General features: G+C 40.9%; 15 protein-coding genes and 1 pseudogene. 7 read left to right on the top strand and 9 right to left on the bottom strand.

Features of this window, described 5'->3' with window-relative positions:
- Positions 1-232 precede the first annotated feature (232 nt).
- Entirely contained in the window at positions 233-466 is a 234-nt protein-coding gene (locus CSV61_RS05900) for a hypothetical protein (protein WP_099638434.1), read from the bottom strand.
- Positions 467-619: 153 nt separating this feature from the next.
- On the opposite strand from CSV61_RS05900, the gene CSV61_RS05895 reads away from it, so the two are divergent.
- Both CSV61_RS05895 and CSV61_RS05890 read left to right on the top strand, forming a co-directional pair.
- On the top strand, positions 620-1,012 hold the full coding sequence (locus tag CSV61_RS05895; RefSeq protein WP_099638433.1) for a (deoxy)nucleoside triphosphate pyrophosphohydrolase: 393 nt from the start codon (positions 620-622) through the stop codon (positions 1,010-1,012).
- A 24-nt stretch (positions 1,013-1,036) separates the two neighbouring features.
- Positions 1,037-3,941: pseudogene (locus CSV61_RS05890) on the top strand (DEAD/DEAH box helicase).
- Between the two features lie 38 nt (positions 3,942-3,979).
- On the opposite strand, the gene CSV61_RS05885 reads toward CSV61_RS05890, so the two are convergent.
- Entirely contained in the window at positions 3,980-5,755 is a 1,776-nt protein-coding gene (locus CSV61_RS05885; protein WP_099638432.1) for a multicopper oxidase family protein, read from the bottom strand.
- A 157-nt stretch (positions 5,756-5,912) separates the two neighbouring features.
- On the opposite strand from CSV61_RS05885, the gene CSV61_RS05880 reads away from it, so the two are divergent.
- Both CSV61_RS05880 and CSV61_RS05875 read left to right on the top strand, forming a co-directional pair.
- Positions 5,913-6,767, top strand: a complete 855-nt coding sequence (locus CSV61_RS05880; RefSeq protein WP_099638431.1) for a YitT family protein — start codon at positions 5,913-5,915, stop codon at positions 6,765-6,767.
- A 257-nt stretch (positions 6,768-7,024) separates the two neighbouring features.
- Positions 7,025-8,479, top strand: coding sequence for a protein adenylyltransferase SelO (locus tag CSV61_RS05875; protein WP_099638430.1), 1,455 nt, complete (start codon positions 7,025-7,027; stop codon positions 8,477-8,479).
- Between the two features lie 117 nt (positions 8,480-8,596).
- Here CSV61_RS05875 and CSV61_RS05870 read toward each other — a convergent pair whose 3' ends face one another.
- The 3 genes from CSV61_RS05870 to CSV61_RS05860 are packed head-to-tail and all read right to left on the bottom strand — an operon-like array spanning position 8,597 to position 10,502.
- The gene (locus tag CSV61_RS05870; protein WP_158233783.1) at positions 8,597-9,268 is read right to left on the bottom strand and encodes an ABC-2 transporter permease; all 672 of its coding nucleotides are present in this window, start codon (positions 9,266-9,268) and stop codon (positions 8,597-8,599) included.
- Positions 9,265-10,125, bottom strand: a complete 861-nt coding sequence (locus tag CSV61_RS05865) for an ABC transporter ATP-binding protein (protein WP_099638428.1) — start codon at positions 10,123-10,125, stop codon at positions 9,265-9,267. The genes CSV61_RS05870 and CSV61_RS05865 overlap by 4 nt, the downstream gene beginning before the upstream one ends.
- 5 nt (positions 10,126-10,130) lie before the next feature.
- Complete coding sequence (locus CSV61_RS05860) at positions 10,131-10,502, bottom strand: GntR family transcriptional regulator (RefSeq protein ID WP_099638427.1); 372 nt, start codon at positions 10,500-10,502, stop codon at positions 10,131-10,133.
- A 156-nt stretch (positions 10,503-10,658) separates the two neighbouring features.
- Between CSV61_RS05860 and CSV61_RS16715 the strand changes: the two genes are divergently transcribed.
- Complete coding sequence (locus tag CSV61_RS16715; RefSeq protein WP_158233782.1) at positions 10,659-10,829, top strand: hypothetical protein; 171 nt, start codon at positions 10,659-10,661, stop codon at positions 10,827-10,829.
- 252 nt (positions 10,830-11,081) lie between these two features.
- Complete coding sequence (locus CSV61_RS05850) at positions 11,082-11,309, top strand: group-specific protein (RefSeq protein WP_099638425.1); 228 nt, start codon at positions 11,082-11,084, stop codon at positions 11,307-11,309.
- A gap of 34 nt (positions 11,310-11,343) precedes the next feature.
- On the opposite strand, the gene CSV61_RS16710 is transcribed toward CSV61_RS05850, so the two are convergent.
- Together CSV61_RS16710 and CSV61_RS05845 are read right to left on the bottom strand one after the other, a co-directional pair.
- Complete coding sequence (locus tag CSV61_RS16710) at positions 11,344-11,499, bottom strand: hypothetical protein (RefSeq protein ID WP_156890555.1); 156 nt, start codon at positions 11,497-11,499, stop codon at positions 11,344-11,346.
- A gap of 75 nt (positions 11,500-11,574) precedes the next feature.
- Positions 11,575-12,492, bottom strand: coding sequence for a patatin-like phospholipase family protein (locus tag CSV61_RS05845; RefSeq protein WP_099638424.1), 918 nt, complete (start codon positions 12,490-12,492; stop codon positions 11,575-11,577).
- Between the two features lie 170 nt (positions 12,493-12,662).
- On the opposite strand from CSV61_RS05845, the gene CSV61_RS05840 reads away from it, so the two are divergent.
- On the top strand, positions 12,663-13,010 hold the full coding sequence (locus CSV61_RS05840) for a DUF378 domain-containing protein (protein ID WP_099638423.1): 348 nt from the start codon (positions 12,663-12,665) through the stop codon (positions 13,008-13,010).
- A 135-nt stretch (positions 13,011-13,145) separates the two neighbouring features.
- Here the strand turns inward: CSV61_RS05840 and pgeF are convergent, their stop codons facing one another.
- Positions 13,146-13,907, bottom strand: a complete 762-nt coding sequence (gene pgeF / locus CSV61_RS05835; protein WP_099638422.1) for a peptidoglycan editing factor PgeF — start codon at positions 13,905-13,907, stop codon at positions 13,146-13,148.
- Positions 13,904-15,037: an amidohydrolase gene (locus CSV61_RS05830; protein WP_099638421.1), complete on the bottom strand. Its 1,134-nt coding sequence runs from the start codon at positions 15,035-15,037 to the stop codon at positions 13,904-13,906. The genes pgeF and CSV61_RS05830 overlap by 4 nt, the downstream gene beginning before the upstream one ends.
- Positions 15,038-15,132 lie beyond the last annotated feature (95 nt).

Below are 15,132 nucleotides of genomic sequence, written 5' to 3'. Positions count from 1 at the left end.
ATCCGAAATAGATGCTGAACGGAAGCTGTATGAAGAATGCTTTTCTTCTAGTCAGCGAGGCATTAAATATAAAGGTGTTGATTTTTATTAATAGTAGCAACATGAGTAACATGACGATAACGGAAAGTAACAGATATTCATAATGCGATAAGAAAGTTCACGATGCATTCAATATAGAGGAGATACAGAACCATATGCCTACTTGACTAAGTAGTTGTGGATTCTTCTTCTTTTAGAAAAATCCAAGTTGATAGATGACATGAAATAATAACAGTAAGTAGATCAGACTCCAAATAGAAAACGTAAATCCTGCCGGTGTAAATAAATTTCCGTACTTATCCGATAGCTCACCAGTCGTTTGTCCATTTAGAGGAAGGATATTGGCCAATGCGTTAGCTGTGAACATGATTGCGTAGGTGATCACAATAGCGATGCGTAAAAGTATAGAAGAGTTCTCTTGTTTCATTTCCCACCACTACTTCGTTTCATTATGGTGTAGTCCATAGTTAAATATTCCTGATTTAATGCAGGGTGAAACTTGGGAAGCCTTCTTCATTTTATAGAGGCTGATGGTATAATGGATTCCAAATGGATGGTAATAAAATGGAGGTCGGAACAAATGAAGAAAAATGTACATGTAGTGGGAGCAGTGATTGAAAATGAGAAAGGTGAAGTATTAGCCGCACTTCGTAGTCCTACGATGACACTGCCAAATTATTGGGAATTCCCAGGAGGCAAAATAGAACCGGGGGAAACACAACAGCAAGCGTTGCAACGTGAAATTCTAGAAGAATTGGGTTGCACTATTACTGTAGGGGAACCAGTAGAAGACACTACATATGAGTACGAAAAGGTCATTGTTCGATTAGAAACATTCATGGCGAAAATTGTGGAAGGGAAGCCTATAGCGACAGAACATGCAGAATTACGTTGGATTGCAAAAGATCAATTACATACGCTGGAATGGGCACCTGCGGATATACCAGCGATTGAAGAGTTGGAAAATCAATAGCATAAAGAGAGAGGTGTCTGTGCGATGGGAGATTTTATACGACAACTGAAGGCGTCGTTACATAAAGGGTTTGTAAATAAAGAACATCAACAGAGTGGTAGGTATAAACCCGAGCTATTGGTGAATAGTTCAACAAAGAATACGACAGTACTATCCTCGCTTCAGGACGAACTTCGACACTGTGAACAATTTTTATTTTCAGTAGCATTTATTACGGAAAGCGGACTAGCAACACTTAAATCCTTATTCTATGATTTACATAAACGAGGCGTAAACGGTCGAATCATTACGTCTACTTACCTTTACTTCAATCAGCCAAAAGTATTTCGTGAGCTTCTGAACATTCCGAACGTAGACGTACGTCTTACTGAAAAGGAAGGTTTTCATTCAAAAAGGTTATATCTTCCAACATGGTGACCAATATTCATTAATTGTAGGTAGCTCAAACTTAACAGCCCATGCGCTACAAGTGAATTATGAGTGGAATGTGAAACTGACGTCTCATCGCGATGGGGAGATTGTCTATCATTTTAAAGATCAGTTTGAAGATGTATGGTCTGATGCCAATGCATTAACTGACAAGTGGATTGAACATTATGAAACGATTTATCAAGAACATGCAGATCGGACAAGTGCGGTTCAAGTATACGAGCATCCATCTGCCTATCAAACGAATGCAATTGAGCAGGCATTAGAGATTACACCGAATAAAATGCAACAAGCGGCTCTTGCAAGTATTGAAGCTGTACGGGCAAATGGTCAGGATAAAGGTTTGGTTATTTCAGCAACAGGTACGGGAAAGACATACCTATCCGCATTTGATGTTCGTAAATTTGCACCGAAACGTATGCTATTCATTGTGCATAGGGAGCAAATCTTGAAGAAAGCTATGGAAGACTTCAAACGAGTACTCGGGGGAATCAACGAAGATTTCGGGTTGTATGTCGGCGCCAGTCGGCAGTCGGATCAGAAGTATGTGTTTGCGAGTATCCAAACATTATCTAAGCCCGAAAACCTTCGGGACTTTCATCCGCAAGACTTTGACTATATTTTAATAGATGAAGTGCATAAAGCGGGTGCGGCCAGCTATTTACGTGTGATGAATTATTTCACGCCTCGATTTCTGATGGGGATGACCGCAACACCTGACCGAACAGATGATTTTAATATATATGAACTCTTCGATTATAATATTGCGTATGAAATTCGTCTTCAGGAAGCACTCGAAGAAGATATGCTGTGTCCATTCCACTATTTTGGCGTGACGGATTTTGAAATAGACGGTGAGCTAATTGGTGACCGCACAGCTCTTTCTAAATTGGTAACGAATGAACGTGTAGAGCATGTCATTGAAAAAATTTCTTATTACAGTCATGCTGGTGATCAAGTAAGAGGCCTGATGTTTTGTAGTCGAAAAGAAGAAGCGCGTGAATTATCAAAGGAACTAAATTTGCGCGGTTATAGAACGGCCGCATTAACGGGTGATGATTCGTATGATGAACGCATGCACAGAGTCGGTCAGTTAGAAAATGGAGAACTTGATTATATACTGACTGTAGATATTTTCAATGAAGGTATAGATATTCCCAGTATCAATCAAGTAGTCATGCTAAGACAAACACAGTCTAGTATTATTTTCATTCAACAATTAGGACGGGGACTGCGCAAAGCTCAAGACAAACCTTTTGTTACGGTCATTGATTTCATCGGGAACTATGCGAATAATTATCTAATCCCTATAGCATTGTCTGGTGATCGTTCGATGAATAAAGACAATGTTCGACGGAGTATGAAAGATACAAGCTATATTAAAGGGGTCTCAACGATCAATTTTGAGGAAGTGGCACAGAAGCGAATTTTTAATGCGATCAATAGCAGTAATTTAACGTCTTTAAAAATCTTGAAAGATGCGTATCAGAACCTGAGAAATAAAATCGGCAGAGTGCCTTATCTATATGACTTTATCGAGCATCACTCTATTGATCCAGTCGTCATCGTTAGTAAGTATAATAATTACTTTGAGTTTCTAATGAAAGTAAAATCCAAAGAAGACTTCATACTAACGCTTACACCGTATGAAAGTCAGGTATTAACGATGTTCTCAATGGAGTTGATCAATGGCAAACGAATTCATGAAGTAGTGCTAGCTGAGATGTTGCTCACCAAGGGAACTGTTCGTCTGGAGGAATTCATCGATGAGCTGAAATCTACAGGCTGTCAAGTGGATGAAGATACGATTGAATCCGTCATAAGAATTTATGATTTATCATTTTTCACACAAAGTACCCAGAAGAAATATGGAAATCAAGCAATTATTACGGTGGATCATAACCAAGTATTCACATTTAATGAAAAAATCCAAGAGAGTATAAAACATGCTTCGTATGCAATTTTTTTAATCGCAGACGTGTTGCGTAGTGCGAAGGAGAAGTCGAAACTATACGACTGCGCAAATAAATTAACGCTACATGCCAAATACTCACGCAAAGATGTATGTAAATTGCTGAATTGGCGGGCGGACGAAAGTTCGACGATGTATGGTTATAAAACGAAGCATGGCACTTGTCCTATATTCGTCACGTATCACAAGCATGGAGAAGTGGATGCGAGCGTAGATTACGGAGATGAATTCATCAGTCCTGAGTTATTCAAATGGTATACACGCAGTAATCGAACACTACGATCGAAAGAAGTACAAACTATTATTCAGGCCAAGGAAAAGAATATAGATATTCATCTATTCGTAAAGAAAGATGATGACGAGGGGACTGACTTCTATTACTTAGGTAAAGGTCTACCTGATCAGCAAAGTATTGCGGAAGACTATATGATAGACGGCAAAGGGAAGCGATTGCCAGTAGTCCACATGAACATGGTGATGGAACACCCAGTAGAAAATACACTCTATGATTACTTGATAGAAGCGTAAAAATCCCCGCGAGTAAACTATCGCGGGGTTCTTTCCTTTCATTCACATTCGCATCGATATGTCTCAGAGCAAGGCGGGCACTTAGGACACTTTTTATGACGGCGTTCTTCTTTTGATTTCTTTTTCTTACAAGTACAGGACTTTTTACATGTACACTTGCCACGACATGTGCACTTCTTCTTGCACTCACATGTACGTTCTGGTTTATGCTTCTTGCATGTGCAAACATTTTTGCATTCACATTTTCGCTCTACTACTTCGAAAGTACGCATCATATCGTGATCTTCGTGTTCTAAAATATGACAGTGTAACATATATCGACCGGTGAATGGAGCAAAACGCATAATGACCCGTGTCACAAACCCAGGTGGAGACTGCACGACGTCTTTCCAACCACGTTCATTGACGTCAGGTTGTACAGGGGGCCCCGTGAAACTGAGTAGCCCATTTGCTGTGAAACCTTGGGCGTCAAACGGGATACGGTCGAGAATCTGGAATTGGATCAAGTGGATGTGTATAGGATGCGTTGCACCAGCCGTGTTGATGATACGCCAGATCTCTGTATCATTCAGTTTAGGCTTGAAGTCGATTCGTTCCATGAAACCTTTATTATTAAACAGGAACTTTAAACGACCATATTCATCAATGTCTGCATCGAGTGTAATGTCGCGTGTTTGAGCAGCGTCACATTCCCGTAGTTTGGGTATGTTGCTGAGTACTGCGGGAACGTTGCTTGTATCTGGTCCCGTTGATTCAATCACCTTGAACTGCATAATCTGGCCATCAGTTTCGGGATCAGGAAGAGTGCCTACTGGCGGTGGAAAATCAAACGGTGTAGCTGCGGTATTCTCTAATACGATCGTATCGTCGGGTGCTAGTTTGGAGAAGTCAATAATTACGTCCATTCGTTCAGCCGGTGCAATTGTTAACTCATCCATATATACAGGCGTTTCCAATAATCCACCATCTGAACCGATTTGTATGATTTTCTGACCGTTCGATAAGTTCATTTTGTAAAAGCGTTCATTCGAGGCGTTTAATATGCGGAATCGGTATTTTCGTGGCTCCACTTCTAAGTAAGGCCATACTTTACCATTTACTGTGATGTTTTCAAATGCTTCGCCAGGTGTGACGGATGGGTGTGGAAATGTCAATCCAGGTTGTAATGGTCCAGGTCTTACATTGGTTGTATCAGAATAAAATAGAGAACCATCTTCGTTAAATCCTCGGTCAGCAATAATGAGTGGGATTTCATATGCTCCAGAAGGGAGGTTCAGTTTGCGTTCTTCTTCGTCACGGATGATGTACATTCCGACCAGTCCTGCATAGACATTCAAACGAGTAATACCGACCGCGTGATCGTGGTACCAAAGTGTAGCGGCACGCTGATTATTATTATACTTATAAACAGGAGAATCAAATACTGCACCTACTGTATGATAGTTATTCGTAAACCATGCTTCAGGATGACCATCACTTTCAGGCTCCACTTCTGCTCCGTGTAAATGCACCACTGTGCGAACATCTGGCATATGTTCACTTGAACCATGAAGCGTTCTATCAATTGGTAGGAAATGTTTATCGGGTAGTTCATTCTTCCACTTGATATGTGCACACTCACCGCTGTTCACATTGACTAGCGGACCAGGGAATTGCCCCTCATATCCCCAGATCTTTGTAGGTGCCAACTCGGAATGAAATTCGTGGAAGAATTCCTTCATTCCAATTTCATAGTACGAAAAGCATTTATGCCTCTCGAGTGGATTAAGATATTGAGGAATAGGCAATTGATCGATAAACGGTGTTAATTTCAATACATCGCTTCCTTCCGTGTGGATTTACTATCAGAACTAGTAGATGCAAAGAAGAGATCAATTATGCCTATGAATTAAGGGGAGGCTATTCATCTTTCATTATTTGATGTAAAATAGCAAAAGCGCTTTTAGCTCATCAAGATAGGAGGTTTTATGAATGAAAACCCGTTCACCAAAGAAAAAGCTACTGATAGAATATGCTTGGGTTATAATCGGATCTATTTTAGTCGGGTTAGCATTTAATATATTTTTCTTACCGGCAAGACTCGCTGCTGGCGGCGTATCTGGAATTAGTACCATCCTGTATGAGATGTATGGATTTGAACCTGCTTTTGTGCAGTGGCTTATCAATATTCCAATATTTTTTATAGGTTTTCTTCTTCTTGGTAAGGACTTTAGCCTGAAAACATTAGTGGGCACATTTTTTGTACCGCTAACCATTTGGCTGACAGCTAGTATCCCTTCGACAATTGACAACCCTTTATTGTCAGCTATTTATGGGGGAATAATGTTAGGAGTAGGGCTTGGTATAGTCTACCGGGGAAATGGGTCAACTGGGGGACTTGCGACCGTTGCACAGATTGTTAAGAAATATACAGGTTTGTCCAGTGGGTATGCGCAATTACTCGTAGATGGACTGGTTGTCATTGCGTCTGCTATCGTATTTAATCTCGAATTGGCATTATTTGCGATGATGGCGATTTTTGTGACGAGTAAAGTGATTGACTTTGTGCAGTTACAAACATCCCAATCTAAACTAGTGTTGATTATTACAGATAATGAAGAACGGATCCAGACGATTATCAAAGAGGAGATTGACCGTGGATTGACTAAGGTTCGATCGGTGGGGGGATTTTCCAACCAAGAGAAGACTATGATCTTGTGTGTGGTAGAGCAAGCAGAAGCCATTTACTTGAAAAAGATCTTAAGAGAGGAAGAACCTCAGGCATTTGTCGTCTTCCTGAATGCTTCAGAAATTCTTGGTAGAGGATTCTCACTCGCGAAAGTCTAATGAAAAAAGCTATCCTGGACACACCAAGTGATGTCTTGGATAGCTTTTTTATGCTCATACTGGTTGTTGTCATAGGCTCAATATAGGTTGGCTAATGGATGATGGAAGCGACTTCAGTAATTCGAATGCTTTGGCCGGCCTATAACCGAAGTGATACAATACAGGCATCTGGATTAAGAAAGCGAATTAAGTGAAATAGAGCACAACAAATAAGAAGAATTCATACTAGGGCATCATATGGAAAGGAAGAACAACATATGAAACGTAATCAGAATATCGGTTGGAAAGTTGAATGCAGTTACTGTGAACTACCGGAAACATTTTACGCAGCAGTGGAACCAAACACCGTCAGCTCACCGCAACTGGTTGTGACTAATGATCAACTGGCGGGATCGCTAGGTCTTGATGAAAGACAATTGCACTCGGAAGAGGCGGTTGCTGTTTTTGCTGGTAATGAACAGTTGGAAGGTATAGAACCTATTGCTCAAGCCTATGCAGGTCACCAATTCGGTAACTTTACTATGCTGGGTGATGGAAGAGCTATGCTGTTAGGTGAGCATCTAACTCCAGAAGGGCACCGAGTGGATATTCAACTGAAGGGATCAGGAAGGACACCTTATTCTCGTGGTGGGGACGGACGTGCGGCTCTCGGGCCTATGTTACGTGAGTATTTAATTAGCGAAGCGATGCATGGACTGAATATCCCCACAACACGCAGTTTAGCCGTCGCAGTAACAGGTGAGCCTGTTTTGCGTGAAACGGCTTTGACAGGAGCGGTGTTGACAAGAGTGGCTTCAAGTCACTTACGCGTCGGAACGTTCCAATATGCGGCGGCCAGACAAGTAGTCGAAGATTTACGTGCTCTGGCAGATTACACAATTCAACGTCATTTTCCTGAAGTGAAATCAGCGCCTCACCCTTATGTATCCCTACTCGAGCAAGTCATACAGCGTCAGGCATCTTTGATTGCAAAATGGCAGCTTACCGGCTTCATTCATGGTGTGATGAATACGGACAATATGACAATTAGCGGTGAGACTATTGACTATGGACCTTGTGCTTTTATGGATCATTATGATCCGCAAACCGTTTTTAGTTCCATTGATGTCCAAGGACGCTATTCTTACCGCAATCAACCCGGTATAGCGGAATGGAATCTAACTCGTTTTGCCGAGACACTTTTGCCGTTGCTTCACGAAGAACCAGCAGAAGCAGTGAAGTTAGCAGAGGGCAAGCTTTCCGCTTTTGCCATGATATACGGCGCAGAATGGTTGGCAGGTATGAGATCCAAATTAGGCTTGTTCAATAAAGAGGAAGCCGATGAAACGTTGGTAAAAGACTTGTTGTCTGTCATGAAAGATCATCGAGCCGATTTTACAAATACTTTCCGTTCATTGACTCTTGGACAGCAGGAAGAGTGGTTCCATGAGCTCGACTTTATAGAATGGAAAGAGCGTTGGGTTGATAGACTACAACGTCAAAAGGAAGATACACAATCAGTAGAAGCATTGATGAAGCAACATAATCCATCGATCATTCCAAGAAACCATCGGGTAGAAGAAGCGTTACTGGCAGCTGAAACTGGTAATATGCATCCGTTTATGAAGCTACTTGAAGTTCTCGAAAACCCTTATGCATATACAACTGATCAAGAAGAATACGTGAATCCGCCTGAAGACGGAACAACTTTTCGAACCTATTGCGGTACATGAAAACAAATGCCCTGTTGAAAGTGACAACACTTCAATAGGGCATTTGTTTTGTGTAGAAGTAAGAGTGAAATGGACTAACTAACGACATTCATTTTAAAAGTTATATAGCTTAAAAAATTATGCATGGTCAAAATCTGTTTTGCTTACGATTCGTATCGATAACAAAATGGATAACCATGTTAGCAAGGCGCTAACTAGTAGAATGGAGAGTGCGATTGTCCATTGATTGGTCGTAATGAGTTCTGCGGTTTGCAAAAAGAATTTTTGTTCTGCTACCATTCTGGGGTTTTCCATAATATTTAATATAATTCTAAATGACATCATGCTTAGTAACGGCAAGGCAATTGTTAAAGAAGACGCTAGTACATAGCCCGCTTTGTATTGCAACGGATAAAAGAGAGAGAGGATGAGGTAAAAGAATCCCAGGGCGATGAGTAATTCAGGTATTGTCATCATCCGGGTAGGGAACGGAGCAAATGTACCGAACAAGAAGATATAAAACAGCACAGCCACCGTTGACAGACCAAACCAGATGAAACCAGATGCATACTTCGCCAGTACGAATTGTTTTCTTGTAACCGGAAGGCTGTTTAATAAGACTGATTCTTTTTCAAACGCCTTGCTACTCGTTGAAATGGCTATGAAATAAGCGACGAAGATTAGGAGTAAAACATGACGTACAGGTTGACCGTCTGTGAAGAAGTTTGTAAAGATGATAAACCACAGTGCCGAAATAAGGTAAGTACTCGTCTTTTGTGTATATACATCTTTTCGGATCAAAGCATTCATGAGCATTCTCTCCTTCCGGTGTAATACATAATATCTTCGAGTGTCGGTTTTTCAATAAGCAGTGATGTCAAGCGATCTATAGGGATCTCAGCAGTATCCGCCAAGCAATCGAAACCAACATCTGTAGTGCGTAGTCCAATTGCTGGTAATCCGTCAAGCAAAGTACGCTGATCTACGGTGCCTTTTACTACTACATAACGTTCGGTGAATTCGTCTTTCTCACCTTGAAAGATAATCTGTCCGTGATGAATAAAAACAATGAAATCTGCTATTTTCTCCAAGTCAGTTGTGATATGTGTCGAAAAGAAGATAGCCTTTTCCTCATCTTGTATAAGGTCTTGCATCATGTCGAGTAGTTCGCGTCGGACGATTGGATCCAGACCAGCTGTAGGTTCATCCATAATGATAAGATCAGGATGGTGAGAAAGAGCCATCGCAAGTGAAAACTTCATTCGCATACCTTTTGATAAATGCTTGAGGCGTTGTGCTGTATTCAATTGAAACTTTCTTAGATAGGAATAGAATAGTTCATCATCCCACTTTGAATAGAAGGGGGCAAGAATGCGCTTATTTTTCTCGATAGTCAGGTCTTCATAGTAGAAATCTGCATCATAAACGAAGCCGATGCGCTCTTTGATTTCTACGGTGTGACGTTTATGAGACTCACCAAACACACGTATTTCTCCTCGATCAGCCCGAATTAAATCCATTAAACAGCGAATCGTCGTCGTTTTTCCAGCACCATTTGCCCCGATGAAGCCGGTAATGAAACCTTTTTTAATATCGAAATTGAGATTATTCAGTGTAAATCCCTTAAACTGTTTCGTCAGATCTCGTACTTCCACTATATTTTCCATTCTTTTCACTCCTCATATAGCAATGTCAGCATATGAATCATTTCCTCAAGTCCTACATCAAAAGATCGCCCATCCTGAATAACATTCACCAGCTGTTCTTCAATTTTTTTTAACTGTTCTTCTTTCAAAAGCTCATGATTCTGCGCGGCAACAAATGAACCTTTTCCTGGAAACGTTTCGATCAATCCATCTCGTTCTAGCTCTTCGTAAGCCTTTTTCGTTGTGATTACACTAATCTGCAAATCCTTCGCTAGTTTACGTATGGAAGGCAGTGCTTCTTTCTCTTTCAGTGCGCCTAATAAAATCTGCTCTTTCAACTGATTTTTAATTTGCAGATATATTGGCTGATTCACCGTATTGGAGATGACAATATTCAATACATCACCCCGTTTCTTTTTATTACTGTATATGTACAGCATATACAGTAATAACGGTTAAGTCAACAATAAAAAAACCTACAGAGTAAAATCTGAAAGGTTTTCAATCTAATTCATTACGATCAAGTAACCTGTTTGCACTAGGTCATACGAATAATGAGAACGGCAAATACCGTTAATCCGATGCCGCCTAGTTGGGTCAGTATGAGCAACACGACTTCTCCGAAAATGGTTAATGTAACAGTGATATCAAAGACGCTTAGTCTAGTTACAGTGGTTGCGGAAGCGGCAGTGAAAGGGGCATTTATTCAGCTAATTGGTTTATAGGTAGTCACCGATACTATGAATAGTAAGGTTCCGGTTACTAGTGTGAATGGGAAAGTAGAGACAATAAGAGGAGGCAAAAGAGCAGAGAGAAATAGTCTTCTTGCGTTTTTACTAGCTGTCATGACCTTTTCATCTCCGGGCGAATGGCGGGAAATAACAAAAAGACTCGTAGCTCTTACGAAATTAGCAACAAGTCTTCGTTTTAAGTTCTTTGAAAGTTATGATACAGTGTGAATAAGGGAGTGAATACAAATGAGTAAATGTACAATTGATCATACGCAGCAGGATGTATTGGAAAAGTTAGCAGAACAACAACAATTTATGCCAAAGGAACTAGTGGGGAACTGTGAATTATTTTTAAGCAAACCATTAAATCAAGAGACACTGAATGAGGTATTTCATTTGTTGAAAAAATATGATCTGGCAACAGGGGAAGAACGTGCAGAGCGTGATAATAAACTGCAACAGTTATTTCTTTGAGCTAAAATATAGATCTACTCTGTATGATAAGTCGCTACTGGACATCACTTTGTAAAAGTGAAATCGCGGACTCAAGTAACTGAATATCTTGTAGGATAAAAGTTTTGATATCGGCGGGCGCAGTATGGTACTCGTCACTGAGTAGTTCGAGCTCTCGGATAAAAATAGAACTTTCATTTTGATCGGTCATGATTGCAACCCTCCTTATAAGTCAATTTACCCCCTAGAATGATGTTTTAAACTGTCATAGAATCAAATATTTCAATTACATGACATTTTGGTGACTAACTAGCTGGGGTTTTGCCGGTGACCAAGTTAGCAAGAATTCTTTGGTGCGACTACGTCCGATAGACAGCAAATCATCCATTTGTTCTTCATTCAGATCAAACTGTGTCGCACTATAATCTTCTACAGGAATAAAGATGATATTTTGTACATGTTGCTTTGAGATATATCTTTCATCATGCGCATTTTTCATGGTAGAGAATAATGCTTCAAATAATTGCAAGGCATTTCGAATGGTGCGTCCGGGAACTTCGTCTTGATTGCGACTTAGTTTGAGCCCGATTACGGGATGTTTATATGACGAGGGATCTTCATCAAAAAGCCACATCGGGAAATTACTCAATACACCACCGTCTACAACAATAGTCCCTTTAGGTGCATCGAGTCGCACTGGTTCAAAAAAGTAGGGAATACCACAACTCATACGCAATGCTTTCGCAATGGAAAATCGTTCAGCATCATAGCCGTATGTCTCTAAATCATCAGGTAGCACCATCATCTTGCCATTTGTTAAGTCAGATGCCACCAGTTTTAACGAGCCTCTCGGAAGATCACCAAACGCATAACAACCTTTTCGTGCGAGCTTGTTAAAGAACCAATCCTCCAACGCCTTTCCTTGATACAATCCCATTCTCCAATAAAGCGATATCCATTTCATAAAAGGAAGTGGCAATAAAGTCTTTCTCGGATCCAGCAGAGCTTGGAAATCTTCTTCAGCTAACATGACTGTAATTTCATCCGATGTATAGCCAGCTGCCAAAAAGCTTGCAACAATAGCTCCTGCACTTGTGCCAGCCACGTTTTCAAAGCGATAACCTTGTTTCTCCAACTCCGAAACTGCTCCAACTAGCGCAAAACCTTTTAATCCACCGCCTGAAAACACTCCATTGATCCGCACTTTATCCCTGCTTTCATTTTTATAGTTCTACTACTGTAAGGTCTTCGCAACATAAATAGAACAATATTTACGTGAAAATGTATGAAAATTCTCTTTCGGTGAACTATAATAAGGAATCTATACAGACATGTACAGGATTCAATTATAGATTGTTGGAGGAGGTGCGCAACATGAGTGTATTTATGCGGATTGCACTGACGTTAGTCATTATTGGTGCTCTTAACTGGGGAATGATCGGATTTTTTAACTTTGATTTGGTTGCCAGCGTATTTGGAGGACAAAACACAATTCTTGCGAAGATTGTCTATGCCATTGTGGGACTAAGCGGTTTGGCGACGATTGGACTTTTAGTAAAATCAAATGAAGAAATTATTGACGAAGTAGATGAGAAGGTAGAGCCTCATAAGCAGTTCGATCGAATTCGGAATGTGAATTACAACACTGAATTTGGTGAAGAACTGGATATGATAGAGAAACGGAAAAAAGTGGATCGATCACGTAAGGATTCTAAGGAATAATTAAAAAGTGTTCTCGCATTAAAGCGGGAACACTTTTTGATATCGTGATGAAACATGCAGCCTAACCAAATTACCTGTTAGGCTGCAACTAGAATCGAAATGAAAGACGCAGTGAGGGGCTCTTCGCTACGTCTTTTAGGTGTTCCTCCTAATAAAGCTAACATGACGACCGGCTTGTCTATCTTGACGATAGGAAAAGCCGTCTGGACTTAGGAACGTACACGTACGGTCGATTGTAATATTTGCTTCAGGAATTCCAGCCATTGTGCACTGTTTCATCACGGTCAGTTGGTTATCAATATGGTATTTTCGTGTTACCGCGTTATAAGAAATGAATTCATCTGCATAGCCTAGGAGATGAAACTTTGTATAGACATCTTCGTCGACTTCGAACTTTTCTTGACTGAGTGCTGCGCCGATTTGGACATAGATATGACTCAGGTCACAGTGCTCGTATTGCTGAAGGTGGTGAAACAGCTTGAGTGTGATTTCCTTCACAGTTCCTTGCCAACCGGAATGAATGGCTCCAATCAACGTGCAATCCTGACTGTAAAATAATACAGGAACGCAATCAGCCGTAAAACTACATAGTACAATATTTGGTTCAAATGAATATAGCGCATCCGTATCAGGAATTGCTGTATTTTGTCGCAATGCGCCCTTACCTCGATCACGTGCAGTCACTTTATGAAAGTTTGCGCTATGTGTTTGGTTAGCAAATACAAAGTCTCCTATATTACATTGCAAAAAATTTGCCAATTGGCGCCGATTGCTCATCACGTCATCTGCTGAAACACATGCATGCAAAGCAGTATTGTGGCACTCGGGTTCACTGCAATCTTTCATGGTCATACCCATTAGAATATTGTCGTGGTCTTGATAGATGGTTGTTTTCATAATTCTCGGTCCGCATTCAGTATTAGTTGCGTCAGAATTTGTGCACCGTAAATCAATGCGTCGGTGTTGAACGCCATTTGTGGGTGATGCAAGCCTGGTTTCAAATCACAACCTAATCCAATCATCGTGGCAGGAATAGCAGGCGTTTTCCACGTGTAAAAATGAAAGTCTTCTGCCCCTTGAGAAATACATGGTCCTTCCACGTTTTCTTCTCCTAATATTGAACCAATCGCTTGTTGGGCTAGTCGGATTGCTGTGGCATTTTCTGTGGCGGCAGGTGAATAGCCTTCTTCATCATACACAATTTCCGTCTCTGTCAATGTAGCAGTATGCTGTATAATGTGGCGGGCTTTTGCTAGCAACGCATCCATTGTCTCATTCGTTTCAGCGCGAACATCTAGCGTAAATCGAGCGCTGGCAGGGATGGAATTACTCGTTTCACCACTATGTAGCTCTGTCATCTTAATGGAGAACTTTTTATTACCCGGCAAGCGAATCTGACGCAATGACTGGATTAGAGAACTCGTTGCTTCAATTGGATTATTACCCTCTTCAGGTCTCGCTGCATGTGCAGGCGTACCCGTAATGGTACCCGTAATAGTAGTAGACGAGCCATGTAAAATCGCAGGGGCAGACTTACCGAACGGCACCTCCGTATGCGGGCGTACGTGTAGACCGCCTAGAAAAAGAACATCTTCGAGCACACCTTCTTTCATCATGTGTAATGCGCCTTCTGCTAGCTCCTCAGCAGGCTGAAAAATGAATCGGATTGTATGCTGCAAATCGATTGCGCTATTCTTTAAAGCCAGTGCGGTATATAACGCCATTGTACTGTGTGCGTCATGGCCACACGAGTGGTTAGCGACTACTTCTCCGTCAACTTCCTGTACTAGTGCATCCATATCCGCACGCAACGCAATGACGCCTTTCGTACGACCGACAATTTCTGCGATGAAACCGTGATGCCCGTTGTAGGTAGTGATAGTAAAACCGGCAGATGAAAGCTGATCCTGTAAAAAACTTGATGTCTGCTGTTCTTGCCAACTAGGTTCGGCAATAGCATGTAGGTCTTGGTAGGTCTGTAGGATTTCCTTTTCATGAAGTTCTATATAGTTTAGTGGATCAGACATGATGAATTACCTCCGTTTTTATGAAGTAGATGATCTTAAAAGTAAAACATATTGACTAGTATACAGCAATGATGGTGACTATTCTTCGATAATTA

This window comes from Sporosarcina sp. P3, assembly GCF_002743415.1.
GTDB lineage: Bacteria > Bacillota > Bacilli > Bacillales_A > Planococcaceae > Sporosarcina > Sporosarcina ureae_A.
Note: the sequence above shows the minus strand (reverse complement) of the source record. Positions and strands in the feature narration are given on the sequence as shown.

Excerpts from the sequence above, each read along its gene's own strand:
- CSV61_RS05880 (WP_099638431.1), top strand. The coding sequence starts at position 5,913 with ATGAAAACCCGTTCACCAAAGAAAAAGCTACTGATAGAATATGCTTGG.
- CSV61_RS05875 (WP_099638430.1), top strand. The coding sequence starts at position 7,025 with ATGAAACGTAATCAGAATATCGGTTGGAAAGTTGAATGCAGTTACTGT.
- pgeF (WP_099638422.1), bottom strand. The coding sequence starts at position 13,907 with ATGAAAACAACCATCTATCAAGACCACGACAATATTCTAATGGGTATG.
- CSV61_RS05900 (WP_099638434.1), bottom strand. The coding sequence starts at position 466 with ATGAAACAAGAGAACTCTTCTATACTTTTACGCATCGCTATTGTGATC.
- CSV61_RS05895 (WP_099638433.1), top strand. The coding sequence starts at position 620 with ATGAAGAAAAATGTACATGTAGTGGGAGCAGTGATTGAAAATGAGAAA.
- CSV61_RS16710 (WP_156890555.1), bottom strand. The coding sequence starts at position 11,499 with ATGACCGATCAAAATGAAAGTTCTATTTTTATCCGAGAGCTCGAACTA.
- CSV61_RS05870 (WP_158233783.1), bottom strand. The coding sequence starts at position 9,268 with ATGAATGCTTTGATCCGAAAAGATGTATATACACAAAAGACGAGTACT.
- CSV61_RS05830 (WP_099638421.1), bottom strand. The coding sequence starts at position 15,037 with ATGTCTGATCCACTAAACTATATAGAACTTCATGAAAAGGAAATCCTA.
- CSV61_RS05850 (WP_099638425.1), top strand. The coding sequence starts at position 11,082 with ATGAGTAAATGTACAATTGATCATACGCAGCAGGATGTATTGGAAAAG.
- CSV61_RS05840 (WP_099638423.1), top strand. The coding sequence starts at position 12,663 with ATGAGTGTATTTATGCGGATTGCACTGACGTTAGTCATTATTGGTGCT.
- CSV61_RS05865 (WP_099638428.1), bottom strand. The coding sequence starts at position 10,125 with ATGGAAAATATAGTGGAAGTACGAGATCTGACGAAACAGTTTAAGGGA.
- CSV61_RS16715 (WP_158233782.1), top strand. The coding sequence starts at position 10,659 with ATGAGAACGGCAAATACCGTTAATCCGATGCCGCCTAGTTGGGTCAGT.